Source organism: Streptomyces sp. NRRL S-495, assembly GCF_000966955.1.
Taxonomy (GTDB): Bacteria; Actinomycetota; Actinomycetes; order Streptomycetales; family Streptomycetaceae; genus Kitasatospora; species Kitasatospora purpeofusca.
In genome coordinates this window covers 1-26,988 of sequence record NZ_JZWY01000346.1, presented here as the reverse complement: position 1 = coordinate 26,988, position 26,988 = coordinate 1, and the positions used below count along the sequence as shown (strand labels likewise).

Sequence of the window (26,988 nt, the reverse complement as noted above, 5' to 3'; positions counted from 1 at the left end):
CGTCTACACCTACGCCACCGTCACCGTTCCGGCCGGTCGCACCTCGGTCGTCGAGGTCACCGGCTGACAGAGACCCCCGGCCGGGGCGCGGGATTCCCCCACGCCCACGCCCCGGCCGGGCCCCCGTGGCCCGCCCCCGCCCCGACCGGAGCGGGGGCGGGCCCGCGGACGACAGGGCTCCACCGGCCTGCGCCGGGTGGAGCCCGTCGTCGTTCGCCGTGCCCGTACCGGTGCTTGTCCGGTCGCCGGTGCTGTTCGTTCGCCGCAGGTCAGCCGGCGGGCCAGGCCCGCAGCAGGGCGTCCAGCGCGTCCAGGATCCTGGCCCAGCTGTCCTCGGCCGTGCGGGGGGTGTGCTGGAACCCGCCGGAGCGTTCGAGCGCGACATAGCCGTGGAAGGTGCTGCCGAGCAGGCGGACGGCGTCCGTCTCGTCGGGCTCGGCGAGGTGGTAGCCGCGCAGGATGGCCCGGGTCATCTGCGAGTGCCGGACGGCCGCGCTGGCGCGGGCCGTCTCCGGGTCGAGGTCCAGCTGCGCGGCGGCGTAACGGCCGGGGTGCTCGTGCGCGTAGCCCCGGTAGGCGTTGGCGAAGGCGGTCAGGGCGTCCTTGCCGGCGCGGCCCGCCAGGGCGGCGGCGGCGCGGTCGGCGAGCTCCTCCAGGGCCAGCAGGGCGATCCTGGTCTTGAGGTCCTGGGAGTTCTTGACGTGGGAGTAGAGGCTCGCGTCCTTGACGCCGAAGCGCCGCGCGAGCGCGGAGACGGTCACCTTGTCGAAGCCGACCTCGTCGGCGAGTTCCGCCCCCGCCACCGTCAGGCGCTCGGTGTTCAGTCCCACGCGTGCCATACCCGTCCTCTCGCTCACCTGGAGCCATAATACATTTGCCTAGGACGCCTAGGTAATTTACGTTGCTTCCTATGAAGCCATTGACCGAACCCGAGATCCGCGCCGCCTTCGTCAACTGCACCAAGGGTGAGGCCTCGCGTCTGAACGTCCCCCGCGACCTGGCCGAGCAGCCCTGGGACGACCTGGACTTCCTCGGCTGGCGCGACCCGCAGGCCCCGGACCGGGCCTATCTCGCCGCCGTGATCGACGGCCGCCCGGTCGCGGTCGCGCTGCGCTCCTCCGGCGCCGCCTCCTGGCAGGCCCGCCGCAGCCTCTGCTCGCTGTGCGTCACCACGCACACCGGGGGCGTCTCGCTGCTGGTGGCGGCCCGTGCCGGGAAGGCCGGCAAGCAGGGCAACTCCGTCGGCGCGTACATGTGCGCCGATCTCGCCTGCTCGCTGTACGTCCGCGGCAAGAAGGAGGTCGGCACCAAACTGCACGAGTCGCTCACGCTGGAGGAGAAGATCGAGCGCACGGTCGCCAATCTCGCCGCCTTCGTCGCCAAGGTGACGGCGTGACCTTGCCCGGCGCCGACGGCGGGGTGACGGCGTGACCTTCCCCGCCGCCGTCCCGTACCGGCCTGCGCCGGCGACCGGAGTCGGCCGTTCGGCGGTACGGGGGCGGCCCGGCCGGGCATACTGAGGAGACCGCCGGGCCCGCCCGGCGGTGATCCGACGAACCGTCAGTTCCCTTCAGCGAGCGGCGGTTCGATCACCCGGCGGCCGCTCCCGAACCCAGGGAGGGCCATGTCCGAGGAGATACCGGGCGCCGATCAGCCGCCACCGCCGGACGGACCGTTCGACCGCGTGGAACCGTCTGACGCCGCGGGTCCGTCCGACGCCGCACCGTCCGACGCCGCCGGGGCGGCCTTCGAACGGTGCGCCCGACTGGTGCTCGCCGGCCGCTACGAGGAAGCCCTGACGGCGACCGAGGAGGCGGCCGTACTCCTCCGGGGGCGCACCGCCGGCAGCCGCCCCGCGGACCGGGAGACGGCGGCCGCACTCGCCTACGTCCTGGTGCTCCGCTGCGAGGCGCTGTCCAAACTGGGCCGCTGGGACGAGTGCCTGCGCACTGCCTCCGAGGCGGTCGACCTGGGGCGCGGGCAGGCGGTGACCGCACCGTTCACCGCCCCGCTGGGCGCCACCCTGCTCGGCCTGGGCACCGCGCTGTGGGGGCTCGGGCGCCCGCAGGAGGCGGTCGCCGTGACCCGGGAGTCCGTCGACCTCCACCGGCAGCTCGCCCGCGCGGACCACGCCTTCCGTCCCCAGCTCGCCAACGCGCTCAGCCAGTTGGGCGTGGTGCTGTCCCGGCTGGGGCGGCACGCCGAGGCGCTGGACGTCACCAAGGAGTCGGTGTCCCTGTACCGCCGGCTGGTCGCGGCGGACCAGGCCGACCACACCCACGGACTCGCCCAGGCGGTCAACAACCTGGCCCGCCGTCAGTCGGCGCGCAACCAGCACCGCCGGGCGCTCAGGAGCATCCAGGAGGCCGTGGCGCTCTACCGCGGGCTGGCCGCGGCCAATCCGGCGGTGCACCGCAGGGACCTCGCGATGGCGCTGGGCAACGCGGCCCGGATGCACAACGGCCGGGCCGAGTCGCTGGCCGCCGTGGCGGAGTCGGTCGCCATCCTGGAGGAGCTGGACCGGGCCGAACCGGGAGTCCACGGCGGGCTGTTCGCCGACTCGCTGTCCCTGCACGCGGCGGCGCTCGCCGACCTGGGACGGTTCCGGGAGGCCGCCGAGGTCACCACCAGGGCGGTCGCGATGATGCGCGAGCAGGCCGCGCTCAACCCGGTGGCGCGGCGGGGCGACCTGGGCTTGGCGCTGGCGTTCCACGCCCGGGTGCGGGCCGAGGCCGGCCTCGACCTGGCCGGCGGCCTGGCCGCGGCGACGGAGGCGGTCGCGCTGATGCGCGGCCTCGCGGCCGAGATCCCGGACCTCTACGCGTCCGCGCTCGCGGAGGTCGTCGCCCTGGAGAGCCGGCTGCGCGCGGCCGTGCCGCGGGGGGACGCGCCCTGACCGTTCCGTCCGGACCGCTCGGCCCTGCCCCGCCCGCCCGTCCGGCCCTGCCCTGCCCTGTCTGACCGTCCGGCCCTGTTCCGCCCGTCCGGCCCTGTCCGACCACCCGGGCGGGGCCGCGTCGGATCGGCGGTCGGCTCGTTGGACCGGGCATGGCGGACGACACGGACGACACGGACGAGACGGACGGCCCGGGTGACGGTGGCTCGGTGCCGATGGTGTGGGCCCTGGCGGTGCGGGCGGTGGAGCTCGGACCACCCTTCGCCGAACTGATCGTGGAGATCGGCCCCACCCTGTTCGAGGCCTTCGTCGACAACGCGGTGGACAGCGGATTCGTCCTGGCCGCGGGGGAGCCGCCCGCCACCACAGCGGTGGTGGAGCTGGTGGGGAACGCCCTGGTCCGGCTGGTCATGGTGGGCGGGCGGCAGGCCTGGGAACCGGCTTCCGAGGTCCTGGCCTCGCCCGGCTGGCTGACGGCCGCCGCCGGACGGCGCGCCGTCGTGGTCCTCGTCGTCCGGCCCGGCACCTGGCCGCCGGGCCTGATGGACCTGGACCCGGCGGCCGGCGCCGAACTGCTGACCCGCAGCCTGGAGTCGGCCCGGGCCGCCGGAGCGGTGCTGCACGGCACGGCCGGCTACCAGCGGCACGACGGCTGACCGACCCCCGGCCGGGGCAGGGCGGGAACGCCGAGGTGGGCGGGTGGCGGGTGGCGGCGTCAGTGCGCCGCCGGGCCGCTCCACTCGGCGGGTACGTGGCCGAGCCGGACCCGCTGCGGGTGGTCGCCGACGTCGACCGAGGAGGTGCGCTGCCCGGTGGCGAAGTCGATGGCGCTGACCCGGTCGGCCCCGGCCTCGGAGACGACGCAGGAGGTCCCGTCGCCGTTGACGGTCGCCCAGTAGGGCTTGACGGCGGGGACCAGCGGCCCTTCCTGGAGGGTCGCCCGGTCGACGACGGTGGCGTAGTCGTCCATGGTGCCCGCGACACAGAGCCGGTCCCCGGCGGGGCTCATCGCCAGGCCGTGGTGGCGGGAGTCGTTGACCCAGGTGGTGCGGTCCTCGTCGGTCGCGGGGTTGGTGGGGAGGGTCCTGATCCGGGTGATCCGGTCGGTGGCGACGTCGTACTCGACCAGGCCGTTGAAGAAGGAGACCTGGAAGTACAGCGTCGAGCCGTCCGGGCTGAACGCGGCGGGGCGGACGGCGTCGGACAGGTCGGGGCGGCCGAAGGCGTCCAGCCGCTCCCGCATGTCGATCACCCGCACGGTGCGGAAGGTCGTCGCGTCGGCCACGGTGATCCGGCGATCGCCCTTGGTCCAGTCCAGCCAGGGGGCGTCGAGGACGGTGTTGACGTCGCCGATCGACATGTTCCAGATGTACCGGCCGCCGTCGGTGAAGAGGTTCTCGTGCGGCTTGTCGCCGGTCCGGAACGAGCCGAGCTGGCGGCCGGTGGCGATGTCGAGGACGTGCACGGTGTTGGCGGTGGAGGCGGAGACCACGACCCGGGTGCCGTCGGGCGAGAGCGCCATGTGGTCGGAGCGGTAACCCGCCACCGGGAAGCGCCAGTTGATCCTGCCGCTGGCGAGGTCGATGGACACCACGTCGGCGAAGCTCGGCCGGGAGACGACGACGGCCGTGCCGTCCGGGGTGGAGTACATGTCGTCGACGAACTGGTCGTGGCCCTCGCCGGGGCCGAGCCTGATCCCGAGGAAGTAGCCCAGCTTGATCGGGTCGAGGTAGATCTCGGTGAGGCGCCGGTCCTTGTCGGGGACGACGTTGATCCGGCCGATCCGGGCCAGGTCGCCGCGCGAGGTGATGACGTCGGCGGTGCCGTCCCAGTTGTTGCCCACGAACATCACCTCCCGCAGCGCGGCGGCGGGTGATCCGGGGCGTTCCGCCGGGCCGGCGGTCGCGGTGGCGCCCGGCAGGGTCAGGCCGAGCACGGCCGCGATGCCGAGGAGGGTGCGCAGGCGTCGGGGGTGCCGGGGGTGCCGGGGGTGCCGGGTTCGGGGGAGGGAGGTCGAGGACATCGGGGGCTCCTTGGAGAGCGGTGCTCCGGGGGTACTCGACGGTAGGGAGCGCCCGGTGCCGCTGGCAAGAGGCGTGCGGTGTCTTGCTGACGATTCGTCAACAAGTCGCGCCAGGCTCCTTGACGGTGCATGGACACCGCTCTACAACGTAGACAGCTCCCGGAAACCCCCACCTCCGCCCCCCGTCCGGGCTCCGGAAGCGTGCCCGCTCGCCGTCCCCCCACCGAGAACGAGGCCCCCATGCGTATCCGCACCTGCCTTGCCCTGGCCGCGTCCGCCGCGACCCTGGCCGTCGGCGCCGTCCCGGCGTCCGCCGCCCCCGCCGCCGTCCCGGTACTCACCACCGGCGACGCCGCCGGCGCGGCCGTGGCCGCGGGCGACACCCTGGTGGCGTCGCTCGCCGCCGGGACCAAGGCCACCTTCTACTCGGCCACCACCGGCGCCACCGGCGTGACCTGCGGCGTCTCGCCGTTCACCGCCCGGGCCCTGACCAACCCCGACGCGCCGGGGACGGCGACCGCCTCCCTGACCGGCATGAGCTTCGGCTCCTGCACGGCCAATGTCACCGGCGTCACCTCGGTGAAGAGCCTCACGGTCGGCAACCTCGCCTACAACCTCTCGCTCGGCGGCGGCCAGCCGGTCGTCCTCGCCGCCGGCGCGGCCGGCCCGATCCAGGCCTCGGCGGTGCTGAACAGCTGGTTCGGCACCCTCACCTGCACCTACCAGCTCAGCGGCGCCTTCACGGGCACCTCCGACAACGCCACCCACACCCTGAGCTTCCGCAACGAGCACTTCGTCAAGAGCGGCGGCTCGGGCCTCTGTCCGGGCGAGGGCTACTTCTCGGCGACCTACGGCCCGCTGGCCGACTCCAGCCAAGCGGGCTCCCCGGTGGTCCACGTCAACTGACAGCACGCGCCACCGGCCCGGACACGCCGCCGGCCCGGACGTGTCGTCCCCCGACGCGTCCGGGCCGACGGCCCCCGTTGCTCGTAGTCCTGTTGCTCGTAAGCCCGCAGCTCAGACGCCCGTAGCCGTCACGGACTTCGCGACCTCCAGCATCGCGTCGTTGCCCGCCCTCGCCGCCGCGAGCTCCGGTTGCTTCAGCCGGACCAGCTCCTGCTCGTACGCGGACTCGACCGTGAACCAGACGCCCACCACGTTGACCCGCGCCTTGCACTCGACGTCCGCGGTGGCGGTGGCGATCTCCTCGGCCGACGGGGTCGCGGTGGCGCCCCAGCGCGGGTCCTTCAGCGCGTCCCCGGGCGTGCCGTAGGAGTACCCGCGCTCGGTCATGCAGCGCGACCAGTCCCGGAAGACGGCCAGCACCCGCGGGTCCTGCCGCGAGCGCTCGAAGCCCTCGTAGTTGATCCCCATCGCGACCTCGGCGTCCCGCCCGGTGCCGCCGCGCGCGGCCAGTTGCCGCTGCGCGTCCGCGATGCATCCGCCGGACGGCAGCTGCTTGCCCCGGTACTCGGCGGCGGTGCCGGGGGCGGGCCTGCCGTCCGGACCGAGGCCGGCGCCGAGCACGGTCGTGACGTCGGGGCTGAGGGACGGCGCCGCGCCCGGCTTCTTCCCGCGGTCCCGGTCCGGCGAGTGGTAGCCGTTCGCGGAGACGTCGGAGATCTCCACCGGGTCGTACCGGTGGGTGGTCTGGGTCGTGGTGGGCGCGGTCGGGGTCGGCGCGGAGTAGTCCAGGCCGAACCCCCGTACGCACCGGGTGACCAGCACGCCCTGGGCCGCGTCGAGCTGCCGGAACTGCTCCCCGCTCAGCAGGTACGCCTCGATCGGCAGGGTGCGGTCGTCGACCCGGCTCAACCGGGGGACGTCGCCGATCGGCGGCGGCTCCATCGGAGCGAGCGTGGTGGACGGCGGCGGCGCGGCGGTGGTTCCGGCGGGACCGGAGGCGCAGCCGGCGGTCAGGGCCAGGGCGGCGGTCAGAATGGCGGTCAGCAGCAGGACCGGCAGCGGGCGGCCGCGGCGCGGGGGTGTCATGCGAGGCTCCTCGGGCACCCGCCCGCGCGGTGCCGCGGGCGGCTGGGCGGGCAGTACGGCGGGTGGGTCGGCGGGGCGGGTGCGACCCGGGTGCCGGGCCCCGAGTGCTGGTTAGAGGGTTTCCCAGCTCTGCGAGTGGTTGTTGTTGCGCATGTTGACCGAGCCGCCGTTCCACGGCACGTAGCCCAGGTTCACCGACTGGTCGTGCGGGACGAACTGGTTCGGGCCGCTGTCGCGGATGCTGAACTCGCGGTAGTGGATGCGGAGGTTGTGGTAGTGGTCCATGTTCCACACCGAGGCGGCGTTGTTCAGGACGGGCTGGCCGTTGCCGGCGCCGCCGCCACCGAAGGTGCCGTCGTAGTTGCCGAACTCGCCCTTGCCGAACTTGGCGCCCTGGAGGTTCGGGCTGTAGTAGAGGCACGCGTCGCCGCTGACGCAGCCGCCGCTGCTGGCGAAGGCCGGCGCGGAGGCGCCGAGGAGCACCGAGCCCAGGGTGGCCGCGGCGAGTACGCCGGCCGCGATCTTCTTCTTCATGTCCATGCCTCTCCATCGGTGGATCGGGAATTCCGTGCGCCTTCGCCGTTGAGGCGCCGGTCGATTTCCCGGATCGGTTCCGGGCTGTGCACCGCCCGACGAGGAACGACTGTGCCGGAACGGCCGGGCCGGTTCGAGGGGGGAAGCGGGCTTTGAGACGTCTCACCCGCTCGCGAGCCGCTGAGCTGGGGTTTGAGAAATGGTCTGGACCAATCGTGAGACGCCTTCATTCCGGATCGAGGGCGATTCGTTCGGTTGCTCCCCGATCTCCGTATTCGCCACGGGTGTTCCATCGTGGGAGAACTTCTGACGGAATATCAGGTGGTCCGGGCGGGGGAATTCTTTTAGATTCCGGAAGCGGAATTCAATATTCCGGGCGTTGGGGGAACTCGCCGTCGCCACCGGCCATCGACCGGGGGCGGCCCCACCGGTGCGAGGATGGGCCACCGCCCCCATCCCGACAGAACAGGAACCGGAACATGGAACGCGTCCTCGGCATCGGCGGCTACTTCCTGCGTGCCACCGACCCGGCGGCCCTGGCCGCCTGGTACCGCGAGAGCCTGGGCCTGGACACGGACGAGCACGGCCTGTGGCAGCAGGAGCAGGGGCCGACCGTCTTCGCGACCTTCGAGGCCGCCACCGACTACTTCGGCGCCCGCAGCCAGCAGAGCATGCTGAACTTCCGCGTCCGCGACCTCGACGCGATGCTCGCCCAGCTCCGGGCCGGGGGCGCCGACGTCGCGGAGGACGTGCAGGAGATGGAGGGCGTCGGACGGTTCGCCTGGGTCACCGACCCGGAGGGCAACCGCATCGAGCTCTGGCAGCCCGCCGGCTGAGCTGTTCCGGCGTCACGCCGGCGTCGTGCCGGCGTCGTGCCGGAGTCGCGCCGGACGGGAGCGGGTCGGCCACGGCCCGCTCCCGTCCGTCCGTCAGGTCGTCCGTCCGTCAGCTCGTCAGGTCGTCAGGTCGGCTCAGGCCACGACGCCCTCGACCACCGACAGCACCGTCGAGGTCGGGATCACCCGGGACAGCCGCAGGCCGGCCCGCCCGAAGAGCTCCGTGAAGTCGGTCTCGGTCCGCTCACGCCCGGTGAGGGAGGCCATCATCATCAGGTCCAGCGCCTTCGACTGGTGGGGGACGTTGCCGGGCGGCACCACGGCGTCCAGGACCAGGACCCGGCCGCCCGGTCGCAGGGCGCGTCGGCAGTGGCCGAGCAGGGTCACGCAACTGTCGTCGTCCCAGTCGTGGGTGATCCGCTTGAGCAGGTGGACGTCGCCCGACGGCACGGAGGAGAAGAAGTCGCCGTCCTGCGGCGTCCAGCGGCCCGCGATCTCCCCGTGCGCGTCCAGCCGGTTCCCGGCGAGGACATGGGAGCGGTCGTAGAGCACGCCCTCCAGGCCGGGGTTGCGGCGCAGCACCTCCAGCAGCAGTCCGCCGTGGCCGCCGCCGATGTCCACGACGGTTCCGCTCACGGGGAAGTCGTAGGCGGCCGCGATCGGGGCGTTCTCCGGATCGGACATCGCCGCCATGCCCACGTGGAAGACGGCGGCGGTGCGCTCGTCCTTGGCGAAGTGGTCGAAGAACGGCATGCCGAAGAGCTTCTCGAATGCGGTGGCGCCCTCGGTCAGACAGTGCGTCAGCTCTCCGGCGGGCCCCCACATGGTGCGGTCGGTGAGCATCCCGATCGCCGTCCGCGCCGAGTGCGGGACATCGCTGCGCAGCGCCTGCCCGGCCCCGGTGAGGGCGAAGCGGCCCTGTTCGTCCTCGGTCACGATGCCCCGGGTGGCGAGCAGTCGCAGGACCCGGTGCAGATTGCGGGCGTCCGTGCCGGTCGCGGCGGCGAGCTCGGCGGGGAGGGCGGGCCCGGCCGCGAGGTGGTCGGCGACCCCGACCTCGGCGGCGGCCCGGAGCGCGGCGGGGAACAGGAATCCGAGCGCCTCGTCGATGAGGAAGGCGGCGGAGGCCCGCAACGCCTCCTCGTGTCCGCCCGCCCCGGCCTGGCCGGCTCCGGCTGCCTCGGCCCGCTCGCCGATCGCCCGACCGTCGTCGTCACTCATGCCGTCCTCCTATTGCGGTAGCTGTCGCCGGGGCGGATGCCGCTGCCCGGCCGTCCGCCCCGGAGACTGCCCATGAGTAACCGCTCCGACACCCAAAGCGACATCCCTCCGTCCCCCGCCCTCCCTCTCCCGTCCCCGACGACAGCCTCGAAGAGCCCGTCGACACGGTGTTCCTCCCCCTGGTCCGCCGACACCCCGTTCGCCGCGTCGTCGGGAAAACCGTTTGAGCCCGGACCGACCCTGTGGCAGGCTCGCGCGCGCCGTGAACGATCACCGGGGGACGGCCCCGGCCGGCAGTGGCAGTGTGTGCGACGGAGGACGGATGGCATCGGTCAAGCAGGTCCAGATCACCTTCGACTGCGCGGAACCCGAACGGGTCGCGCGGTTCTGGTGCGAGGTGCTGGGCTACGTGGTCCCGCCGGCGCCGGAGGGCTTCGCCTCCTGGGCCGACTACGACCGCAGCCTGCCGACCGAGCGCCAGGGCGCCGGCTTCGTCGCGCAGGACCCCGAAGGCGTGGGCCCGCGCCTCTACTTCCAGCGGGTCCCCGAGGGCAAGGTTCTCAAGAACCGGCTCCACCTCGACGTCCGCGTCGGCACCGGCCTCGTCGGCGAGGAGCGCGTCGCCGCCCTCGAAGCCGAGTGCGCCCGCTTGGAGGCGCTCGGCGGGACCCGCATCTACCTGCTGCGCGCCGACGGCTACAACGAGTCCTGCCTCGTGATGCAGGACGTCGAGGGCAACGAGTTCTGTCTCGACTGACGCCCGCGTGATCGGGCGCACCGACCGCCCCGCCGACCGTCGCTCGCTGGGGGCACGCGCCGGCCGGTCCGGTCCTGACGGGACCGATGCTCCGCCTCCGGTCAGCCGGTCAGCCGGTCAGCCGGTGCCGTCCGCTGCCAGCATGCGGAAGTCGTACGACCGCGGCAGCGGCAGATCGGCCCCGGCGGCGCCGGCCGCACTCCGGTGGGCGAACCAGAGTTCGTGCAGGGAGCCCTCGCCTTCGCGGACGTCGGCCAGTTCGATGCCCTCCCGGAGCAGCCTGCCGCAGCGCTCCACATCGCGCGCCTCGGCCCAGCGGACCCGGCCCAGTGGGCGCTGGGCTTCGGGCAGGGCGGCGAGGAGGCGCAGGACTTCCTGCGGCGCTCCGGCACGCAGCAGGACCGCGGCGCTCTCCAGGACCAGCGGCACCAGGGCGGGCTCCAGCCGAAGGGCCTCGCGGTAGGCCCGGGCGGCCTCGGTGAGGTCACCGGCGCGGTCGGCGAGGGCGGCGAGGTTGCGCCAGGCCCAGGCGGTGGGGCGGCTGTCGATCGAGCGCAGCCAGCTCTCGCGGGCCTCCTCCGGGTCTGCGGCGTAGGCGCGCAGGACGCCGAGGTGCAGCAGGGCGAGCCAGCCGTCCGCGTCCCGGAGCGGCTTCTCCCAGGCGGGGTCGATCTGGTAGGAGGCGGGTGCCTGCGCCGGCTCGGCCGGGGTGAGGCGCCCGTGGGCGAGGAGCTCCAGCCACGGCTCCTGTTCGGGGCCGAGCGTCGCGTCGGGGAACGGCGTGCCGGACGGTGCGAAGGAGGGCTCGCCGGCGTGGGCACGCCGGTGGCGTTCCAGGGCTCCCCAGCCGGAGCCGGTCGACAGGATCTCGCCCGGTTCCTGGTCCACCCACGCCGCCGCGGAGGCGAGTTCGGCGTCCAGGACGCTCTGCGGGACGAGTGCGTCGACGCCCGCGCGGGCCGCTTCGCGGGCCGTGGCCCAGTCCTCGCCGTGGACGTCGGCGGGGTCGGCCGCCAGGAGCCCGTAGGCCTCCACCCAGGACCAGCGGGCGCCGGCGGGCATCGGCACGTGTTCGAGCTGGGTGCGGGCCAGGCCGGCCTGGATCTCCAGGTAGGCGTTCCCGGGCCCGGACAGCCAGTCCTGCCAGTGTCTGCCTCCCTCGCCCTGCCCCCACAGGAACAGCTTCCGGCCGCGCAGCCGGTCGGTCGACACCTGGACCAAGCCCTGGCCGCCCCCGTCGAGTGCGGCGATCCAGCGCCTGCTGCCGTCGGGGACGTCGAAGAAGTAGTCGGCCGCGTCCGGGGACCGCGTGGTGCGGGTCAGGTCCCGCCCGTCGGGGGCGGGCAGGGCGACATGGCGGACCCGGCGGTCGTAGGAGAACTGCCACGCGGCGTCCGCGGGGGCGAGCACCCGCACGTCGGGTGCCTCCGGCACGGCGATGTTCGACCACCAGTACATCGGCACCGTGGTGTCGCGCGGGTTGGTGATCCGGACGTGGACGAGCAGCACCTGCGAGTCGTCCGGCAGGTAGGCGTCGATCTGGAAGACCACGCCGCGGATCCGCTCGTACTCCCACATCCGGAGCACGGGGGTGCCGTCCGGGCGCACCACGCGGGCGGCGTGCAGGGGTTCGCAGGTGGTGGGGGCGTGGCCGATGGTGCCGATGTTCCACTCCACGCCGCCGGCCAGCCAGGCGCCCCGCAGTGCGAGGTTGGCGGGCTGGAACACCGGGTTGCGGAAGAGCAGTTCGCGTCCGGTCGGCTTGTGGACCAGTGACCGGAGCCGGCCGCCGGCGCCGAGCAGGAAGGTGGCCCGCAGGGTGGCGTTCTCGAGGACCGCGGCCGGGTGTTCGGCGGGTGCCCGTTCGCGGGTGTAGCCGTCCTGCATCAGGTACGGCATGACGGACGGCACCCGGCCGTAGCCGATGTTGTGCCGCATCTCGTCGTCGGCCTGGCTCGCGTCGGCGACCTCGTGGAGGTCGGCGCCGGCGAAGAGCGGCGGAAGGGGGTTGACGGGGCCGACCGGGGCGGTCGGCAGGGTCAGCGTGGTCAGCCGCAGCTCACTCATCTGTGTTCTGCCTCTTCGGAGTCTGGTGGTGGCTACCGGGCCGGGCCCCCGGGCAGGGGGCCACGGGCCTCGGCCGGTGGGCTACTTGACGCTGCCGGAGGTCAGTCCGGCCTTCCAGTGGCGCTGGAGCAGGAGGAACATCACGACGATCGGGACGACCGACAGCAGCGCGCCGGTGATGATCAGGTTGTAGGGGACGGTCTGGCCGCGCTGTTCCTTCCAGGCGACCAGCCCGACGGTGACCGGCTGCAGCCGGTCGTTGGCGAGCATCAGCGACGGCAGCAGGTAGTTGGTCCAGATGGTCACGAACTGGAACAGAAAGATGGTGACCAGTGACGGCTGGAGCACCCGCAGCGCGAGGGACCGGAAGATCCGGAACTCGCCCGCCCCGTCGATCCGGCCCGCCTCCAGCAGTTCGTCCGGTACGGCGGCGGCGGCGTAGATGCGTGCCAGGTAGACCCCGAACGGGCTGACGATGCTGGGGATGAAGACGGCCCAGAAGGTGTTGACCACGTGGGTCGCCGAGAACATCAGGTACAGCGGCAGCGCGAACAGCGGGGCCGGGACGAGGATCGCGCCGAGGACGGTGTTGAACACGGCCTCGCGGCCCCGGAAGGTGTACTTCGCCAGGGCGTAGCCGGCCATGGCGGAGAGCAGCGTCGCCACGACGGCACCGCCCACCGCGTAGAGCAGGCTGTTGAGCACCCAGCGTCCGAAGATGCCGTCCTGGACGCCGAGCAGCGTGGAGACGTTGTGGACCAGTTCGATCCGTCCGGCGAACCAGAAGCCGTTGCTGGAGAAGAGGTCGCTGCTGCTCTTGGTGGCGGACACGACCAGCCACCAGACCGGCAGCAGGGAGTACACCGCGGCGAGTACGAGGACGGCGACCACCCCGGCGCGCCCGGCCGGGTTCGAGGCCTTCGCCGGGGACTTCACCGGGACCTTCGCCGGGATCTTCACCGGGGCCTTCACTGGGAGCCTCCACGCTTGTTGACGAACCGCATGAACCCGAAGGACAGCACGAAGATCACCAGGGCCAGGATCACCGACCGGGTCGCGGCCGCGTGGTAGTTGTTCGCCGCGACCTCGTTCTGGGCCGCCATGATCGGCGTCCAGCTGCTGGAGAGGTTGGGCGCGACGGCCTTCATGATGACGGGCTCGTTGTACAGCTGGGCCATCCCGATGATGGAGAACACCGTGGTCATCACCAGCGCGGGGCGGACCATCGGGATCTTGATGTGCCAGGCGAGCCGCCAGCCGGTGCAGCCGTCCAGCTCCGCCGCCTCGGTGAACTCGCCCGGGATCGCCTTCAGCGCCGAGTGGATGACGATCATGTTGTAGCCGGTCCAGCCCCAGGTCAGCATGTTGCCGACCGACCAGGGCAGCAGGCCGTCGGAGGTGAAGTCGACGTGCAGGCCGACATGGCCGAGTGCGGCGGCGATCGGGCTGACGTCGGGCTGGTAGAGGAAGGACCACATCAGGCCGCCGATGACGCCCGGGACGGCGTACGGAAGGAAGAAGCTGAGCCGGAAGAACCGCTTGGCAGGGGTGCGGCGGGCGTCGAGCAGCAGGGCCAGCACCAGGGCCAGGCCCAGCATCAGCGGCACCTGGACGATGCCGATCAGCAGCACCCGGACGATGGAGGAGGTGAAGGCGTGGTCGGCCAGCGCGTCGGTGTAGTTGGACAGCCCGGTGAACACCGTGGAGGGCGGGGCGAGCCCGAGCCCGGAGCGGCGCGACTTGAAGAGGCTCTCGTACAGGGCGTAGCAGATCGGGGCGATGAACGTGAGGACGAACAGCGCGCCGAAGGGCAGCAGGAATCCCGACGGGGCCCAGCGGCGGCCGTCGGTCCGGCGGCGCCGGCCGGTGCCCGCGGCCGGCCGGGTCGGTGTCGGGACCGCCCCGGCGCGCTCGACGGAGCGCACCGGGGACGAGGTGGGGGAGGGGTGCATGATCAGCCGATTTCCATGCCCTGGGTCTTCATCTCCGCCACGGTCTGCGCCTGGGCGTCGGCCAGCGCGGCGTCCAGGCTGGTGCCGCCCGAGCCGGCCTTGCCGAGGCCGTCGCCGAGTGCGCCGGAGGTCTTGGTCATCACGGGGCCCCACTGGAAGCTCGGGTCGACGCGGCCGGCGCTCTCCTTGAAGACGTCGAAGATCTTCTGGTCGCCGTAGAACGGGTCCGGCTCGGCCAGCGCCGGGTTCTCCAGGCCCGACAGGGCCGCGGGGTAGATGCCGGTGGCCTTGATCAGATTGGTCACGCTGGCCTGGTCGGTGCCGAACCAGTGGGCGAACTCGACGGCCTCCTTGACGTGCTTGCAGCCCTTCAGCACGGCGTTGGGCGTGCCGCCGGCGTTGCCCGCGGCCGGGGTCGCGGTGTCCCAGACCGGCATCGGGGCGACCGCCCAGTTGCCGGAGGTCTGCTTGACGCTGTCGGCCAGGATCGGGGTGTACCAGACGGCGTTGACGTCCGAGAGGATCGTGCCGTCGCCCATGCCCTTGTAGAGCGCGGTGTCGAAGCTCGGCACGGTCTTGACCAGCTTCTTGTCGATCAGGCCCTGCCAGAACGCGGTGACCTTCTTCGTCGCCGGGTCGTCGAGGTCGACGGTCCACTTGTCGCCGCTGGTGCCGAACCACTTGGCGCCCGCCTGCCAGGCCAGGCCCGCGAAGTTGTACGCGTCGTTGCCGAAGTAGGTGATGTACGCGTTCGGGTCGGCCGCGTGGATGATCGCGGCGTCGGCGGCGTACTCGTCCCAGGTCCTGGGGGGAGTGGTGATGCCGTACTTGGCGAACAGGTCCTTGCGGTAGATCAGCGCCATCGGCGCGATGTCCACCGGCAGGGCGAAGGTGCGGCCGGCGACCCCGGACCGGGCGAAGGCCCAGGAGGCGTAGTCCTTCGCGTAGGGCGCGGCGGCGGCGGTCGCGTCCTGGAGCGCGCCGGCGGCGGCGAAGGTCGGCAGGGTCTCGAAGCCGACCGAGCCGACACAGGGGGCGTTACCCGCCTTCACGGCGTTGAGCATCTTGGTGTAGCCGCCCTTGGAGCCGGGCGAGATCTTGCTGTAGGTGACGTGGATGCCGGGGTGGGCGGCGTTGAAGAGCTCCACGGACTTCTCGTAACCGGGGGCCCAGCCCCAGAACTCGATCGTGACCTGCCCGGAGGACTGGTCGGACGACGCTCCGGAGCTGCAGGCGGCGACGCCGGCCAGTGACGTGAGCGCCATGGCGAGGGTGGCCGCTCTGAACGGGCGCGACTTCATGGGGAGGTCCTCTCTACTGCCTACCGCGGACGGGGCTCTGCCCGGGTGCGGTGGTGGGGGACCCGCCGAACACTGCGGGTGGTTAGTTCGGCTAGTGTGTTAATTAAGAATGACGCTGTCAAGAGGTTCGCCGGACCGTTGTGGGTGCGGCCGGGGCGGCCCGGCAAATCCGACAGAAGACACCAAAGCTCGCCGTGGACCCGGGATTGGGCCCGATCCGGCACGCCGCCGACGGCCCCGCGGCGCGCTTGCGCGACCCGGTGGGCGCCCCGCGATCGCCGGCCGTTTCATGGGTTAATTCAGATGGTGCATCAACTAACATGGTTTGGATCAGCACGGCCTGGCAGGCCCTGGAACGAGGAGACCACGTGCGGCAAGAGCAGCGCGGCAGCACCGGCACGGGCACCGGAACGGCCGGCCACACCCACCCGGGTACGGCCTCCCCGGCGGTGAGCGGCATCATGGCGGGCTACCCGGAGCCGGCCGACAAGGCCTCGCTGCGCCGCACCAACCTGAGCGTGATGCTGCGCCACCTGCGCGAGAGCGGCGCGCAGTCGCGCACCCATCTCGCCGCCGCGACCGGTCTGCCGAAGGCCACGGTCTCGGTCCTGGTCGCCGACCTGATCCAGCGCGGCCTGGTCCGCGAAGGAGAGCTCGACCGCGCCGGCACGGTCGGCCGCCCGCACCGCATGGTCGAGCTCGACGGCCGCTGGATCTGCGGCATCGGCGCCGAGATCGGCCCCGACCACATCACCGTGCTCGCCCTCGACCTGCGGGGCGCGATCGTCCACGAGGACCGTCGCGCCATCGACGTGCCCGCGCTCACCCCGCAGGCGGCCCTGCGCGAGGTCGCCGACCTCGTCGCGGACTGCCTCAGCGCGACGGCCGAGCGCGGAGTGCACGCCATCGGGGTCACCCTCGTCACCCAGGGATCGGTCGACGCCGACTCCGGAACGGTCGCGGTCGCCACCAACTTCGGCTGGCGCGGCGTCCAGGCGGCCCGCGAGCTGCGCACGCGGCTCGGCCGGGGCGCACCGCCCGTCCTGGTCGAGAACGACGCCGAGTCCGGTGCCCTCGCCGAGTACCTGGCCGCCCCCAGCGCCGACGTCCGGGAACTCGTCTACGTCACCGGCGGAATCGGTGTGGGCGGGGCGAGCATCTCCGGCGGCAAGCTGCTGCGCGGTTCGGAGGTCGGGCACATGAAGCTCGACCGGCTCGATCGGCCCTGCGCGTGCGGCCGGACCGGCTGCTGGGAGGTGGCCGTCGGCCTCCAGGCCTTCCTCGACGCGGCCGCGGTCCCCGCGGACCGGGTGCACGACCTGTCGATCGACCTGGCCGAACGGCTCGGCGACCTGCTCGGCCGGGCCGACGCCGGGGAGCCGCGCACCCTCGCCGCGCTCGCCGCCGTCGCGGACGACCTGGCGCTCGGACTCGGCATCCTGGTGGACGTGCTGAACCCGCCCAGGATCGTGCTCGGCGGGTACTTCGCCGTGTTCGGCCGCTACCTGGTGGACGCGGCGCAGCGGGTCCTCGACGAGCGCAGGATCGCGCCCACCTCCGGGCGGGTCGTCGTGACCGCCTCGGCGCTCGGGCTCTCGAACGCGGCCCGCGGCGGTGCGCACCTGGCACTCGAGGGGATCTTCCAGGACCCGTCCGTCGTGCCGGTTCGGCCGGTCGAGGCGGAGGGCGACGCCTGGCCGGTCTGATGGCCCGTCCGGTGTCCATGGCGGTCGGATGCTTGACTTCGGCACCGGGCGCTGCCACCGTTTGCTTCAAGTTGCTCCAAGTTGCTTCATTCGACCAACAAATGAGCAACTTGATGCAGAACCTTGCTGCAGGTCCCGGCAGGATCGGAACAGGCGATCGTCGGACCGGGTCAGTACACCTGTCCGCTCCGGCGGAGTGCCCACCTGCGCAGCCCCTGTCCGGTGGCCGTGGCCGACGGGCCCGGTCGGCGAGCGCCCGAGCCGACACACACCGGCTCGGGGCCTCCCGTCCCCCGGCGGACCCGCGCCGGTCGTTCCGTTCGCACCGCTCCCGGACGGCCGGAGCCGTCGTTCACGGTCTCCCCCCACACCGCGTGTTGCCCCAGAAGGAGTCCCTGTGTCCGCTCCCCCTCGCAGAGCACTGGCAGCGGTGCTCACCGCGGCCGCCCTGACGCTGACCGGCGCTGTCGCCGCCTCCCCCGCGGCGGCGGCCCCGCCCACCGCCGCCTCACCCGCGGCGGCGGCCCCGCCCACCTCCACCTACACGATCGGCGTCGGGAAGCCGGTCCCGTACGCGCACCCGACCGACACGCCGGCCTCCCCGTACATCGACAAGGACGGCACGTTCTACTTCCAGCAGTCGGCCGCCCTGTACGGCAGCACCCAGCCCCGGTACTGGGACTTCTTCACCGGGACCGACTTCGACACCGCGTCCCGGTCGAGCGCGATCAGCGACGCGGTGAACCCGAACAACGCGAACGACAGGAACAACGACACCACCTGGCGCTGCAACAACAGCCCGACCGGCCTGACCGCGACCGTCGCGGTGGGCAGCACCAGCTACTCCCAGAAGAACTTCTGCGACCTGTCGGGTGTCTGGGTCGACCCGGACACCGGTGACTGGTACGGCCTGGTGCACAACGAGTTCACCCCGTCGCCGTTCGGCGACGGCATCCACTACGACGCGATCGACTACGCGGTCTCCAAGGACCAGGGGAAGACCTGGACCATCAAGGACCACGCGCTGACCTCGCCGTACTCCACGACCCGCAACGACACGGCGCAGTTCCCGAACCAGACGTACTACTACGGCGACGGCGACCAGCGGTTGTTCGTCGACACCGCCTCGGGCTACTTCTACGTCTTCTACGGTTCGCGCATCGTGGAGAAGAACGGCAACTGGAGCGACAGCCTCGCGCACGTCGCCCGCGCCCCCATCTCCGGGAAGATGGCGGCCGGCTCCTGGCAGAAGTGGTACGACGGCTCCTGGTCGCAGCCCGGCGTCGGCGGGCTGGAGAGCAACCAGGTCCCGGTGGACGCCTCCAGCAGCACCGGCTACACCCCCGTCCAGGGCGACTACAGCCCGTCCAACACCGGCACCGCGGCGCAGCAGATCGCGGCCGGCAAGCTCCCCCCGAAGTCCCCGCTGTTCGTCATGAACGTGGCCTACAACGCCTATCTGAAGCTCTACATCGGTGAGCCGGAGGCCGTGTCGGGCACCGCGCCGCAGCGGTTCTACGTCACCGACGACCTCTCCACCCAGAAGTGGACCCTGATCGGCGACACCGGCGGCTACACCTCCAACTCCTGGTACCGCTGGTTCCTCGACGGCGCGAACCGGACCAGCTCCACGATCGTCGGCAGGACGTTCCGCTCCTACTGCTCGATCGACTGCTCCAACGGCTCCTCCGGTGAGTACGTCGACATCACCCTCGGCGCCTCCGCCCTCGCCGCCGCACCGGTCGACGAGACCAGGACCTACCGGATCGGCAGCGGAGGCGGTCGCGTCCTCGCCCAGGTCTCCGGCAGCACCGCCACCACCTCGGTGGCCGCCGCGACCGGGTCCGCCCTGGAGTCGTGGGTCTTCACCTCCAACAGCGACGGCGCCTACAAGGTCGTCAACTCCTCGACCGGCCAGCTGCTGGGAGTGGACGCCGGTACCACCTCGGGTCGTGCGTGGGGCGCCCGGCCGACGGTCACCCCCGCCGGACCTGGCGGTCCGACCGTCGGGCAGCAGTGGTTCGTCATCCCCGGGAAGTCCGCCGACAACACCGCCACCGGGACGGTCCGTCTCGTCAACCGCTACAGCGGTCTGGTGATCGGCCTGTCCTCGACCACCGGCCGGCTCGCCGAGACCACGCCCACCCGCAGCTGGAACGACATCGGCGGCAACCCGGTCGGTGGCTCCCGCACCGCGAGCGAGCAGACCCTGACGCTGACCGCGACCGGGGCCGCGCCCGAGGCCGTCACCTTCACCGGCCCCGGCAACCAGACCGGCAACGTCGACGTCGCCGTCTCGCTCCAGCTCACCGCCACCGACTCCGTCGGCAAGCCCCTCACGTACTCGGCGACCGGTCTGCCCGCCGGCCTGTCGATCAGTCCCGCCGGCCTGGTCACCGGCACGCCGACCGCCGCCGGATCCTCGACGGTCACCGCCACCGCCTCCTCCGGCACCGGGAGCGGCACCACGTCCTTCACCTGGACGGTCGGCCCGGCGCTCAGCGGCACCCACACGCTGACCGCTTCGGGCCGGGCACTGGACGACCCGAACCACTCCAAGAGCCAGGGCACGCAGTTCGTCACCTGGACACCCAACGGAGGCACCAACCAGAACTGGGTCCTCACCCGGCAGGCGAACGGCAGCTACCGGATCGTCAACGGCCTCTCCAACCTGTGCATGGACGTCAGCGGCGGCTCCACCGCGGCCGGCGCGAAGGTCATCCAGTGGACCTGCACCGGAGGTGCCAACCAGCAGTGGGTGGTCACCGCCGTCGCCGGCGGCTACACGATCGCCTCGAAGAACAGCGGACTCCTGCTGACCACGGCCTCGCTCTCCGACGGCGCCCTGGTCACCCAGCAGCCCGACACCGGCTCCGCCCTGCAGCACTGGACCGTCGGCTGACGGTCCGACCGCGAGGGCGGACCTGACCGGTCCGACCGACGGGCCCTGCGGATCTCCGTCCGCAGGGCCCGCTCAGGCGCCGAAGTTCAGCGCGTACAGCGAGCGCACCAGGTCGGCGGTGACGAAGTCCATCGGGACGGTGCCGAGCACCGGACGGGTGGAGCGGTCCAGGCCGCCGAGGTAGCCGCGCAGCTTGGGGGTGATCGCGTCGGCCGCCTGGCGGGGCCAGAGGCCCCAGCCGGAGCTGGAGGTGAAGGTGAGGAAGAGCCGCTGCGGGTCGGTGGCGGCCCGGGCGGCAGTCAGATGGGCGGAGACCTCGGGCCACTTGCGCGAGTTGAGGTCGAAGACGGTGCCGATGTCGTAGTCGTCCTCGATGTCGGTGCGCCCGCCGCCCCAACGGATGCCCGGCAGACCGGAGTTGTCCGCGAGGAGGACGACCCGGCCGCGGACCTCGCCGATCGCGGGGATCCGGTCCTCGGTCCGGAACAGACCCGGCCAGCGCCGCTGGTAGTCGGCGAAGAGGGCGCCGAACTCGGTGTCGGGGACGGTGGAGTACTCCTGTTTGACCCGCATCACCAGGGCCTCGCCGGGGTGGGCGGCGAGAAAGGCCTGGCACTGGTTGAGCACGTCGCCGAAGAAGATCTGCTGGAAGACGGGCCCGTGGTGGATCGCGAGCACCCCGTCGATCGCCCGGCAGCGGATGTCGAGGAACCGTACCCCGGCCGCCAGTTGATCGGGCAGCGCCAGGGTCTGCGTCTGGGTCAGCGGGCCGCCGTACAGCGAGCAGGTGTCGTGGGTGCCGGGGAGGGTGAGCCCTGTCTCTCGCCCGCGGCGAGCGCTCCGAGCACGGCTCCGCGGGCGAAGGCCCGGCGGCTCATTGTCGTACGCATGGTCAAGGACACGGTGCGGTACCCCCGTTGGGTGTGCGGGGACAGGGACGGAACGGGCGGAACGACTGACCTGCCCATTGTCGGCACCCCGCCCCGGTTTGCCCAGAGGCGGGGCGGACCGGTTGCCGCAAGCCCGGCGCCCCGCCCCCGGAAGGCCGGGGACGGGGCGCGGGTGTCGAGGAGTGCAGGGGTCAGCCGCGGGTGATCACGAGCTGGCTGGACCCGTCCGGCAGGCCGGCGATCGCGGCGCGCTGGGCGGGGAAGACGCTCGCGCCGTACGGGCCCTGGACGGCGCCGAAGCCGGACCAGTTGCCGTTGGCGAAACGGGTCTTGTGGTACGCGTTGCCGTCACCAGTTGCCGTCGGCGAAACGGGTCTCGTGGTAGAGGTTGCCGTCACCGCCGATGGCCAGCACCTGCGAGGAGCCGTCCGGCAGGCCCGCGATCGCGACCCGGCCGGCCGCCATCTGCGGCGTGGTCACACCGGGGAGCGCGGCGAAGCCGGACCAGTTGCCGTCGGCGAACCGGGTCTGGTGGTAGACGTTGCCGTCGTTGCCGATGGCCAGTACCTGCGAGGACCCGTCCGGCAGCCCGGCGACGGCGACGTCCCCGGCCGACATGGTCGGGGTGCCGATCCCGGGGAGCGCGGCGAAGCCGGACCAGTTGCCGTCCGCGAACCGGGTCCGGTGGTAGACGTTGCCGTCACCGCCGACGGCCAGCACCTGGGAGGAGCCGTCCGGCAGGCCCGCGATGGCGGCCCGTCGCGCGGCCATGGTGGGCGTCCCGTTGCCGGGGAGCGCGGCGAAGCCGCCCCAGCCGCCGTTCGCGGCACGGGTCCCGTGGTAGAGCAGGCCGTCGAGGCCGATGCCGAGCTCCTGCGAGGAGCCGCCCGGCAGTCCGGCGATCGCCACCTCGGAGCCGCGGAAGATGCCCGCCCCGCCCGTCAGCGGGCTGAAGCCGGGCCAGTTGCCCGAGCTCTGGCGCACGCCGAGGAACATCCCCGAGGACTGGGACGGCGGGGCGCCGTTCAGCTGGACGTCGAGGTAGTCCTGGTCGATCCCGATCGAATAGCCGCCCCAGGTCTCCGGGGCCGGCGGCGACGCGTACTGGTGGGCGCGCTGGTGGTTGGACCAGTAGCCCGCCGGGATCCACGGGTCCTCGGTGTCCTCCCGGCCGTTCCAGTTGGCGCTGAAGACGGCGTCGGGCATGGTGTAGGCGCTGTTGCCCGCGTTGGCGACGAGGTCCTTGATGCCGGAGGAACTGCTGCTGTAGACGCCGGAGTTGTAGCCCCAGGCGTGCAGCTCGTTGGTCCAGGCGGTGAGGAAGGCGAGCACCGCGCCGGTGTACTGCGGCGTGGTGTAGGCCTCCATGTCGTAGTAGAGGACCGCGCCGGGGGAGAAGCCGAGGCTCTGGGCCTGGGCCGCCGCGTCGGCGGCGGCGTTGGCGCCCTCGGTGGCGGGGGCGGTGATCTTCGAAGCCTGCACGCCGACGTACAGCGGCATGAAGGCCCAGCCGGCGGACTGCTGCTGCTGGACCCAGGAGGCCGTGAGGTTCGGCTGGGCGCAGGCCCGCTTGGACCCGCCGATGTAGATGCCGACCGCCCGGTACGGGGAGGAGGCCATCCACGCGTTCATCGCGGCACCGGAGGGCGCCGTACAGGCGTCGAAGCCCTTGCCGGTGTAGTTGGTCGCCGACGCGGGTATCGCGGCGGCGGCAGCGGGTGCGGCAGCCGGAGCCGCGGCCCGCGCGGAGTCGGCCGGCGCGGCCTGGGCCGCCGAGGAGCGCGGCGCGACCGGTGTCCGCGACCCCGACCCGGCGGGCGCCGGGGTCGGCGCGGGCTGCCGCTGCGGCGCGGGGACGAGCCCGGCGCCGGTGATGATCCGCCGCACCAGCGACTGGTCCGTGTCGTACGTGCCGGTCACCGCGACGACGCCGTCGTTGGCCCGGATGGTGTGCGCGACGGGGTTGGAGCCCTCCCGGTCCGGAGCCGCCGCGGCGGCGGGCTCGACCAGCAGCGCCTCGGTGCGGCCGATCAGGCGCGGCGGGCAGACCTGCTGGTCGCCCGGGTGGCCGAGGTACACGGCGTGCTGGTCGAAACGGACGCAGGCCTGCGGGTCGACCGCGAGGTCCACCACCGTCCAGGTCGAGGGCACTTGGAAGACGTGGCCCTGGTACGTCACCGCCTTGGTGTCCGGCCCCCCGGCAGGCGCGGCTCCGGCCGCGCCGACGCCGGGCGCCGTCATGAGGACGGCCACCGCGACGGCTGCGGCGCTGCGGAGCGCTGTGATACGGGACTTCACCCAGATCTCTCCTGACAATGGCGTAAGACCGCGCGCCGGGAAGTCGGCGACGCGGTATCGCCCGACACGATATCCAGCTCCGGACCGGATGATCGACACCCTTTCCCCCCGTCCGCCCGGCCGCCCCCCAAAAGCCCCTCCGTGTACACCCGTTCACCCCGCGGGGGAGCGACCCCGCGCGCCACCGGGACGCCGCCCGGCCGTCGTCGGAAGGCTTCGCCGGACCGGGACGATTCGTGCACGGCCCAACGGTCGGACGCCCTGCGCCGACGACACCGCCGGGGCGGGCCCTGACGGCGCCGCCCCGCCTGACGGCGCCGCCCCGGCGGGGGCTCGGGGGTGGGTCCGAGCTCCCCGCCGTCGCCCACCGCCCCCGGCAGGCAGAGCCGAACGGCTGACCCCGCGGGGTCGGTGCGCCGTGCGGGGCGGTGCCCGCTGCCAGGCTCGTGGCAGGCTCCGGGGCCCGATCGGCCCCGGAGGAGACCACGGACGACAGGAGCACCAGATGCTGACCTCCACGCAGCTCCCGGGCGGGCTGAACTGGCTCGACCTGGGGACGCCCGATGTCGCCGCGGCAGGCGCCTTCTACCGGGGCCTGTTCGGCTGGGAGTTCGCCTCCGCCGGGCCGGAGGCCGGGGGGTACGGCTTCCTGCGGAAGGACGGCCGGACGGTGGCGGCCGTCGGCCCGCTGACCGAGCAGGGCGCGAGTTCCGCGTGGACGGTGTACTTCCGCACCACCGACGCCGACGCCACCACCAGGGCCGTCGAGGCCGCCGGCGGCCTCGTCCGCTTCCCGCCGACGGAGGTCTTCACGGCCGGACGGATGGCCGGTTTCACGGACCCGACCGGCGCCGAGTTCGCCGTGTGGGAACCGCGCGACACGGACGGACTGGACCTCGTCAACGAGCCCGGCAGCGTGAGCTGGATCGAGCTCTACACCACCGACGCCGCGGCCGCGGGGAAGTTCTACGCCGGCGTCCTGGGCTGGGAGGGCACGGACCGGTCGATGGGCGGCGGCATCGTCTACAGCGTCGTCGGGCCGGCCGGTGGCGGGGGGACCGCGGGTGGCGGGGCGACCGCGCACGGCGGGATCCTGCAGCTGCAGCAGGTCCACCTGGACGCGGGTTCGACCTCCGAGTGGCACCCCTACTTCGAGGTCGAGGACTGCGACGCCGCCCTGGTCCGGGCCCGGGAACTCGGCGCCACCGTCATCATCCTCGCCATGGACGCCGCGGGCGTGGGCCGGCTGGCGATGTTCCTCGACCCGTTCGGGGCCCCGTTCGCCGTCCTCAGGAGCGCCACCCGCTGACCCGGGACCGTTGACCCAGGACCGCTGACCCCGGCCTGCCGGGGTCAGCGGACGGGCCTACGGGAGCGTGGCGACATGCTCCCGGAGGAAGGCGCCGGCATGGGCGGCGGCCTCTTCCTTCGTCGCGAACCAGGTGCCGTCCCCGGCGGCGCCGCGCGTTCCGTCCGCGCCTTCGGCCGCCCAGGCCCAGCCGCCGGACAGCGGGTCCTGCGTCAGTTCGGCCGTGCCGCCGAAGAGTTCGAGCGCCGCGCCGGTCCGCGCCGTCGCGGCGGGGCGGGGAACCGCGTCCGGCCACTTCTTGCGCGCACCCTGGCGGGTGATGCCCCAGACCGTGCCCAGCTGCTCGTAGTTCGCGCCGTAGGAGCCGGCTGTCGCCGCCGCGAGCGCCGTCAGCTGCTTGACCTCCGTGTCGACCACCTTCCAGGCGGCGAGGACGGACAGCGTCACCTCGACCGGATCCGCCTCCCACATACGGGCGGTGGACAGCCCCGACTGACGGGAGCGGATGGCCGCCGCGAGTGGATCGAGGGCGTCGGTGAGGGCCTTGGTCAGCTCGGCCCGCTCTTCGGGGGTGATCTCGATCGAAGTCATGCGACAACTGTAGTTACCAAAATCCATCTCGACAACCTTTGTTACCGGATCGGGTGTCGGATGAATCACTCGCGCAGTCGGATCGTCGGCGTGCGAGGTGGACGACGATGTCGGCGGCGATCCCGACCGGGTCGGGCAGGGCCCGCTCGATCGCCTCGAACGCGCGCCGGCGGTCCTCCTGCGGCAGTTGGAGGTACGCCGAGACCGTCGACAGGTGGCCGATGTAGTCGGCGGCGCTCATGCTCCACCGCCGCTCGACGACGGCCTGCCGGACGTCGTGGAACAGCGGGGACCGTTCCAGCTCAGTGCCGGGCCACTGCATCGCCGCGTCCGGCGCGGTCCCGTCGGGGGACGGAACGTCGTCGCTCTCCAGGAACGGCGCGCGGGCCGCCCGCACGGCCTCCTCCACGGCCGGGTCGGCCGGCTGGACCGGGCCGCCGAACGAGGCGAACACCCCGCCCGGCTCCAGCAACGCGGCCACGCGCGGCCACCGGCCGTCCGGGCGGGTCCAGTGCAGGGCCGCCGCCGCGTAGACCAAGCCGTACGTCCTACCGGGCCGCAGGTCCTCGAACGCGGTCTGCACGGTCGTCACATTCGCGGGCGCCGTGCGGTTCAGCACGGCGAGCATGGCGGCGTCGGGCTCCGTGGCCGTGACCGCGATTCCGTGCCCGGCGAACAGCCGGGTCGCCTTGCCCGTCCCCGCCCCGATCTCCAGCGCCGTCCGGACCGGCCGGCCCGCGTACGCCGTCACCAGGTCGGCCAACTCCTCGGGATATCCCGGCCGGTACCTTTCGTAGGCCTCCGCGATCACGCCGAAGCCCAGTGCGCGTGCAGTCATGGCAAGCATCCTGGCACGACCGGGCAGAGCGGTGCGCGGCAGTAACTCGGCGCAGTCGCGGGCGCCCGCCGCGGCGGCGGTGGTTCGGTCGGGCCGGCTCCAGGACCCACAGGTCGGGCGGACCACCTACTCGTCAGCCTGCCCTACCTCCATGGGCCGGAGCTCGAACGCTGTCCGCTGCCGGACGGCCATGCGGCTTCCGACCCGTTCCCGTTCACCAGTGCGCCGGGGCTTCCGGCCGGGGCGACGGTGACGTCCGATGACAGGGGCTTGCAGGGCACCTGAGATGGCCGCGAACCCGGGCGAACCGTGGTTCTGTCGTGGTTCGAGCTCTACTGTGGGCCCGGGACGTACAACCGGGGAGGCTGTGCTGTGGGAGGCAGTGAGGAGAGCGGTCCCGTCGGCTTCGGGGCACTGCGGAGGCGGCGGCGGGCTCGTTCGCGGTGTGACCTCCCGTCGGTGGGAACGGCACGCGAACCCTGGCGGCCGACCGGGGCAGGCTCGGCGGTGGGGGCGTGAAGAGGCCCGTCAGCGGAATGCTGCACCACGTCGAGATATGGGTTCCCGACCTTGACCGTGCCACGGCCTCGTTCGGGTGGTTGTTGGAGGCCCTCGGGTACACGGTGTTCCAGGACTGGAGCGGTGGGCGCAGCTGGCGCCTCGGGGTGACCTACCTGGTCGTCGAGCAGTCGACGGCCCTCACCGCCGACCGTCATGACCGTTGCCGGCCGGGGCTGAACCACCTGGCGTTCCACGTCGACGGACCGGACATGGTGGAAGAGTTGGCCTCGGAGGCTCGTCGGCACGGCTGGCGCCTGATGTTCCCCGACCGCCATCCGCACGCCGGCGGCGAGGAGGTCTATGCCGCCTACCTG

General features: G+C 72.8%; 24 protein-coding genes. 10 read left to right on the top strand and 14 right to left on the bottom strand.

What is annotated here, in order from left to right; all coding sequences use genetic code 11:
- Positions 1 to 269: 269 nt before the first annotated feature.
- A complete protein-coding gene (locus tag VR45_RS18540) occupies positions 270 to 839 on the bottom strand; it encodes a TetR/AcrR family transcriptional regulator (protein WP_045940896.1) in 570 nt (189 codons plus the stop codon).
- A gap of 71 nt (positions 840 to 910) precedes the next feature.
- Here VR45_RS18540 and VR45_RS18535 point away from each other — a divergent pair, with 71 nt between their 5' ends.
- The 3 genes from VR45_RS18535 to VR45_RS18525 all read left to right on the top strand — a co-directional run bounded on the left by VR45_RS18535 (position 911) and on the right by VR45_RS18525 (position 3,552).
- The gene (locus VR45_RS18535) at positions 911 to 1,396 is read left to right on the top strand and encodes an FBP domain-containing protein (RefSeq protein WP_045940895.1); all 486 of its coding nucleotides are present in this window, start codon (positions 911 to 913) and stop codon (positions 1,394 to 1,396) included.
- A 288-nt stretch (positions 1,397 to 1,684) separates the two neighbouring features.
- Positions 1,685 to 2,896 (top strand): tetratricopeptide repeat protein, encoded by a 1,212-nt coding sequence (locus VR45_RS18530; RefSeq protein ID WP_159394261.1) that lies wholly within the window; start codon positions 1,685 to 1,687, stop codon positions 2,894 to 2,896.
- Positions 2,897 to 3,048: 152 nt separating this feature from the next.
- Entirely contained in the window at positions 3,049 to 3,552 is a 504-nt protein-coding gene (locus VR45_RS18525) for a hypothetical protein (protein WP_045940893.1), read from the top strand.
- A gap of 59 nt (positions 3,553 to 3,611) precedes the next feature.
- Here the strand turns inward: VR45_RS18525 and VR45_RS18520 are convergent, their stop codons facing one another.
- Entirely contained in the window at positions 3,612 to 4,919 is a 1,308-nt protein-coding gene (locus VR45_RS18520; protein ID WP_107084213.1) for a YncE family protein, read from the bottom strand.
- A 240-nt stretch (positions 4,920 to 5,159) separates the two neighbouring features.
- On the opposite strand from VR45_RS18520, the gene VR45_RS18515 reads away from it, so the two are divergent.
- Positions 5,160 to 5,825 (top strand): hypothetical protein, encoded by a 666-nt coding sequence (locus VR45_RS18515; RefSeq protein WP_045940892.1) that lies wholly within the window; start codon positions 5,160 to 5,162, stop codon positions 5,823 to 5,825.
- 111 nt (positions 5,826 to 5,936) lie between these two features.
- Here the strand turns inward: VR45_RS18515 and VR45_RS18510 are convergent, their stop codons facing one another.
- Together VR45_RS18510 and VR45_RS18505 are read right to left on the bottom strand one after the other, a co-directional pair.
- A complete protein-coding gene (locus VR45_RS18510) occupies positions 5,937 to 6,911 on the bottom strand; it encodes a hypothetical protein (RefSeq protein WP_045940891.1) in 975 nt (324 codons plus the stop codon).
- Positions 6,912 to 7,022: 111 nt separating this feature from the next.
- Complete coding sequence (locus VR45_RS18505) at positions 7,023 to 7,445, bottom strand: hypothetical protein (RefSeq protein WP_159394260.1); 423 nt, start codon at positions 7,443 to 7,445, stop codon at positions 7,023 to 7,025.
- Between the two features lie 479 nt (positions 7,446 to 7,924).
- On the opposite strand from VR45_RS18505, the gene VR45_RS18500 reads away from it, so the two are divergent.
- Positions 7,925 to 8,281, top strand: coding sequence for a VOC family protein (locus tag VR45_RS18500; RefSeq protein WP_045940890.1), 357 nt, complete (start codon positions 7,925 to 7,927; stop codon positions 8,279 to 8,281).
- A gap of 135 nt (positions 8,282 to 8,416) precedes the next feature.
- Here VR45_RS18500 and VR45_RS18495 read toward each other — a convergent pair whose 3' ends face one another.
- Entirely contained in the window at positions 8,417 to 9,502 is a 1,086-nt protein-coding gene (locus VR45_RS18495; RefSeq protein WP_078896643.1) for a methyltransferase, read from the bottom strand.
- Positions 9,503 to 9,824: 322 nt separating this feature from the next.
- Between VR45_RS18495 and VR45_RS18485 the strand changes: the two genes are divergently transcribed.
- Positions 9,825 to 10,259 (top strand): VOC family protein, encoded by a 435-nt coding sequence (locus tag VR45_RS18485; protein WP_045940888.1) that lies wholly within the window; start codon positions 9,825 to 9,827, stop codon positions 10,257 to 10,259.
- A 117-nt stretch (positions 10,260 to 10,376) separates the two neighbouring features.
- Here VR45_RS18485 and VR45_RS18480 read toward each other — a convergent pair whose 3' ends face one another.
- The 4 genes from VR45_RS18480 to VR45_RS18465 form a co-directional block, all read right to left on the bottom strand.
- A complete protein-coding gene (locus VR45_RS18480) occupies positions 10,377 to 12,326 on the bottom strand; it encodes a DUF5107 domain-containing protein (protein WP_045940887.1) in 1,950 nt (649 codons plus the stop codon).
- A gap of 81 nt (positions 12,327 to 12,407) precedes the next feature.
- Positions 12,408 to 13,298 (bottom strand): carbohydrate ABC transporter permease, encoded by an 891-nt coding sequence (locus tag VR45_RS18475; RefSeq protein ID WP_353612701.1) that lies wholly within the window; start codon positions 13,296 to 13,298, stop codon positions 12,408 to 12,410.
- Positions 13,295 to 14,278: a sugar ABC transporter permease gene (locus VR45_RS18470; protein ID WP_078896642.1), complete on the bottom strand. Its 984-nt coding sequence runs from the start codon at positions 14,276 to 14,278 to the stop codon at positions 13,295 to 13,297. Before VR45_RS18470 ends, VR45_RS18475 begins: the two co-directional genes overlap by 4 nt.
- Positions 14,279 to 14,280: 2 nt before the next feature.
- Entirely contained in the window at positions 14,281 to 15,579 is a 1,299-nt protein-coding gene (locus VR45_RS18465) for an extracellular solute-binding protein (protein WP_045940886.1), read from the bottom strand.
- A 320-nt stretch (positions 15,580 to 15,899) separates the two neighbouring features.
- On the opposite strand from VR45_RS18465, the gene VR45_RS18460 reads away from it, so the two are divergent.
- Together VR45_RS18460 and VR45_RS18455 are read left to right on the top strand one after the other, a co-directional pair.
- The gene (locus VR45_RS18460) at positions 15,900 to 17,285 is read left to right on the top strand and encodes an ROK family transcriptional regulator (protein ID WP_078896641.1); all 1,386 of its coding nucleotides are present in this window, start codon (positions 15,900 to 15,902) and stop codon (positions 17,283 to 17,285) included.
- Positions 17,286 to 17,682: 397 nt separating this feature from the next.
- A complete protein-coding gene (locus VR45_RS18455; protein WP_234326035.1) occupies positions 17,683 to 20,187 on the top strand; it encodes an RICIN domain-containing protein in 2,505 nt (834 codons plus the stop codon).
- 72 nt (positions 20,188 to 20,259) lie between these two features.
- On the opposite strand, the gene VR45_RS48730 is transcribed toward VR45_RS18455, so the two are convergent.
- From VR45_RS48730 to VR45_RS45725, 3 genes are all read right to left on the bottom strand, one after another.
- On the bottom strand, positions 20,260 to 20,952 hold the full coding sequence (locus VR45_RS48730) for a phosphatidylinositol-specific phospholipase C (RefSeq protein WP_286163310.1): 693 nt from the start codon (positions 20,950 to 20,952) through the stop codon (positions 20,260 to 20,262).
- A 316-nt stretch (positions 20,953 to 21,268) separates the two neighbouring features.
- Positions 21,269 to 21,475: a hypothetical protein gene (locus tag VR45_RS47025; RefSeq protein WP_159394259.1), complete on the bottom strand. Its 207-nt coding sequence runs from the start codon at positions 21,473 to 21,475 to the stop codon at positions 21,269 to 21,271.
- Positions 21,426 to 23,375 (bottom strand): glycoside hydrolase domain-containing protein, encoded by a 1,950-nt coding sequence (locus VR45_RS45725; RefSeq protein ID WP_052709188.1) that lies wholly within the window; start codon positions 23,373 to 23,375, stop codon positions 21,426 to 21,428. Before VR45_RS45725 ends, VR45_RS47025 begins: the two co-directional genes overlap by 50 nt.
- Positions 23,376 to 23,880: 505 nt before the next feature.
- Here VR45_RS45725 and VR45_RS18440 point away from each other — a divergent pair.
- Complete coding sequence (locus tag VR45_RS18440) at positions 23,881 to 24,684, top strand: VOC family protein (RefSeq protein ID WP_045940885.1); 804 nt, start codon at positions 23,881 to 23,883, stop codon at positions 24,682 to 24,684.
- Positions 24,685 to 24,741: 57 nt separating this feature from the next.
- Here the strand turns inward: VR45_RS18440 and VR45_RS18435 are convergent, their stop codons facing one another.
- Positions 24,742 to 25,275 (bottom strand): hypothetical protein, encoded by a 534-nt coding sequence (locus VR45_RS18435; RefSeq protein WP_045940884.1) that lies wholly within the window; start codon positions 25,273 to 25,275, stop codon positions 24,742 to 24,744.
- A 13-nt stretch (positions 25,276 to 25,288) separates the two neighbouring features.
- On the bottom strand, positions 25,289 to 26,113 hold the full coding sequence (locus tag VR45_RS18430; protein ID WP_045940883.1) for a class I SAM-dependent methyltransferase: 825 nt from the start codon (positions 26,111 to 26,113) through the stop codon (positions 25,289 to 25,291).
- Positions 26,114 to 26,649: 536 nt separating this feature from the next.
- On the opposite strand from VR45_RS18430, the gene VR45_RS18425 reads away from it, so the two are divergent.
- A partial coding sequence (locus VR45_RS18425; protein ID WP_045940897.1) for a VOC family protein occupies positions 26,650 to 26,988 on the top strand: 339 nt, incomplete at its 3' end.

Excerpts from the sequence above, each read along its gene's own strand:
- VR45_RS18510 (WP_045940891.1), bottom strand. The coding sequence starts at position 6,911 with ATGACACCCCCGCGCCGCGGCCGCCCGCTGCCGGTCCTGCTGCTGACC.
- VR45_RS18525 (WP_045940893.1), top strand. The coding sequence starts at position 3,049 with ATGGCGGACGACACGGACGACACGGACGAGACGGACGGCCCGGGTGAC.
- VR45_RS18480 (WP_045940887.1), bottom strand. The coding sequence starts at position 12,326 with ATGAGTGAGCTGCGGCTGACCACGCTGACCCTGCCGACCGCCCCGGTC.
- VR45_RS18485 (WP_045940888.1), top strand. The coding sequence starts at position 9,825 with ATGGCATCGGTCAAGCAGGTCCAGATCACCTTCGACTGCGCGGAACCC.
- VR45_RS18520 (WP_107084213.1), bottom strand. The coding sequence starts at position 4,919 with ATGTCCTCGACCTCCCTCCCCCGAACCCGGCACCCCCGGCACCCCCGG.
- VR45_RS18470 (WP_078896642.1), bottom strand. The coding sequence starts at position 14,278 with ATGCACCCCTCCCCCACCTCGTCCCCGGTGCGCTCCGTCGAGCGCGCC.
- VR45_RS18535 (WP_045940895.1), top strand. The coding sequence starts at position 911 with ATGAAGCCATTGACCGAACCCGAGATCCGCGCCGCCTTCGTCAACTGC.
- VR45_RS18435 (WP_045940884.1), bottom strand. The coding sequence starts at position 25,275 with ATGACTTCGATCGAGATCACCCCCGAAGAGCGGGCCGAGCTGACCAAG.
- VR45_RS18500 (WP_045940890.1), top strand. The coding sequence starts at position 7,925 with ATGGAACGCGTCCTCGGCATCGGCGGCTACTTCCTGCGTGCCACCGAC.
- VR45_RS18540 (WP_045940896.1), bottom strand. The coding sequence starts at position 839 with ATGGCACGCGTGGGACTGAACACCGAGCGCCTGACGGTGGCGGGGGCG.
- VR45_RS18495 (WP_078896643.1), bottom strand. The coding sequence starts at position 9,502 with ATGAGTGACGACGACGGTCGGGCGATCGGCGAGCGGGCCGAGGCAGCC.
- VR45_RS18440 (WP_045940885.1), top strand. The coding sequence starts at position 23,881 with ATGCTGACCTCCACGCAGCTCCCGGGCGGGCTGAACTGGCTCGACCTG.
- VR45_RS18515 (WP_045940892.1), top strand. The coding sequence starts at position 5,160 with ATGCGTATCCGCACCTGCCTTGCCCTGGCCGCGTCCGCCGCGACCCTG.
- VR45_RS18430 (WP_045940883.1), bottom strand. The coding sequence starts at position 26,113 with ATGACTGCACGCGCACTGGGCTTCGGCGTGATCGCGGAGGCCTACGAA.
- VR45_RS18505 (WP_159394260.1), bottom strand. The coding sequence starts at position 7,445 with ATGAAGAAGAAGATCGCGGCCGGCGTACTCGCCGCGGCCACCCTGGGC.
- VR45_RS18465 (WP_045940886.1), bottom strand. The coding sequence starts at position 15,579 with ATGAAGTCGCGCCCGTTCAGAGCGGCCACCCTCGCCATGGCGCTCACG.
- VR45_RS18460 (WP_078896641.1), top strand. The coding sequence starts at position 15,900 with ATGGTTTGGATCAGCACGGCCTGGCAGGCCCTGGAACGAGGAGACCAC.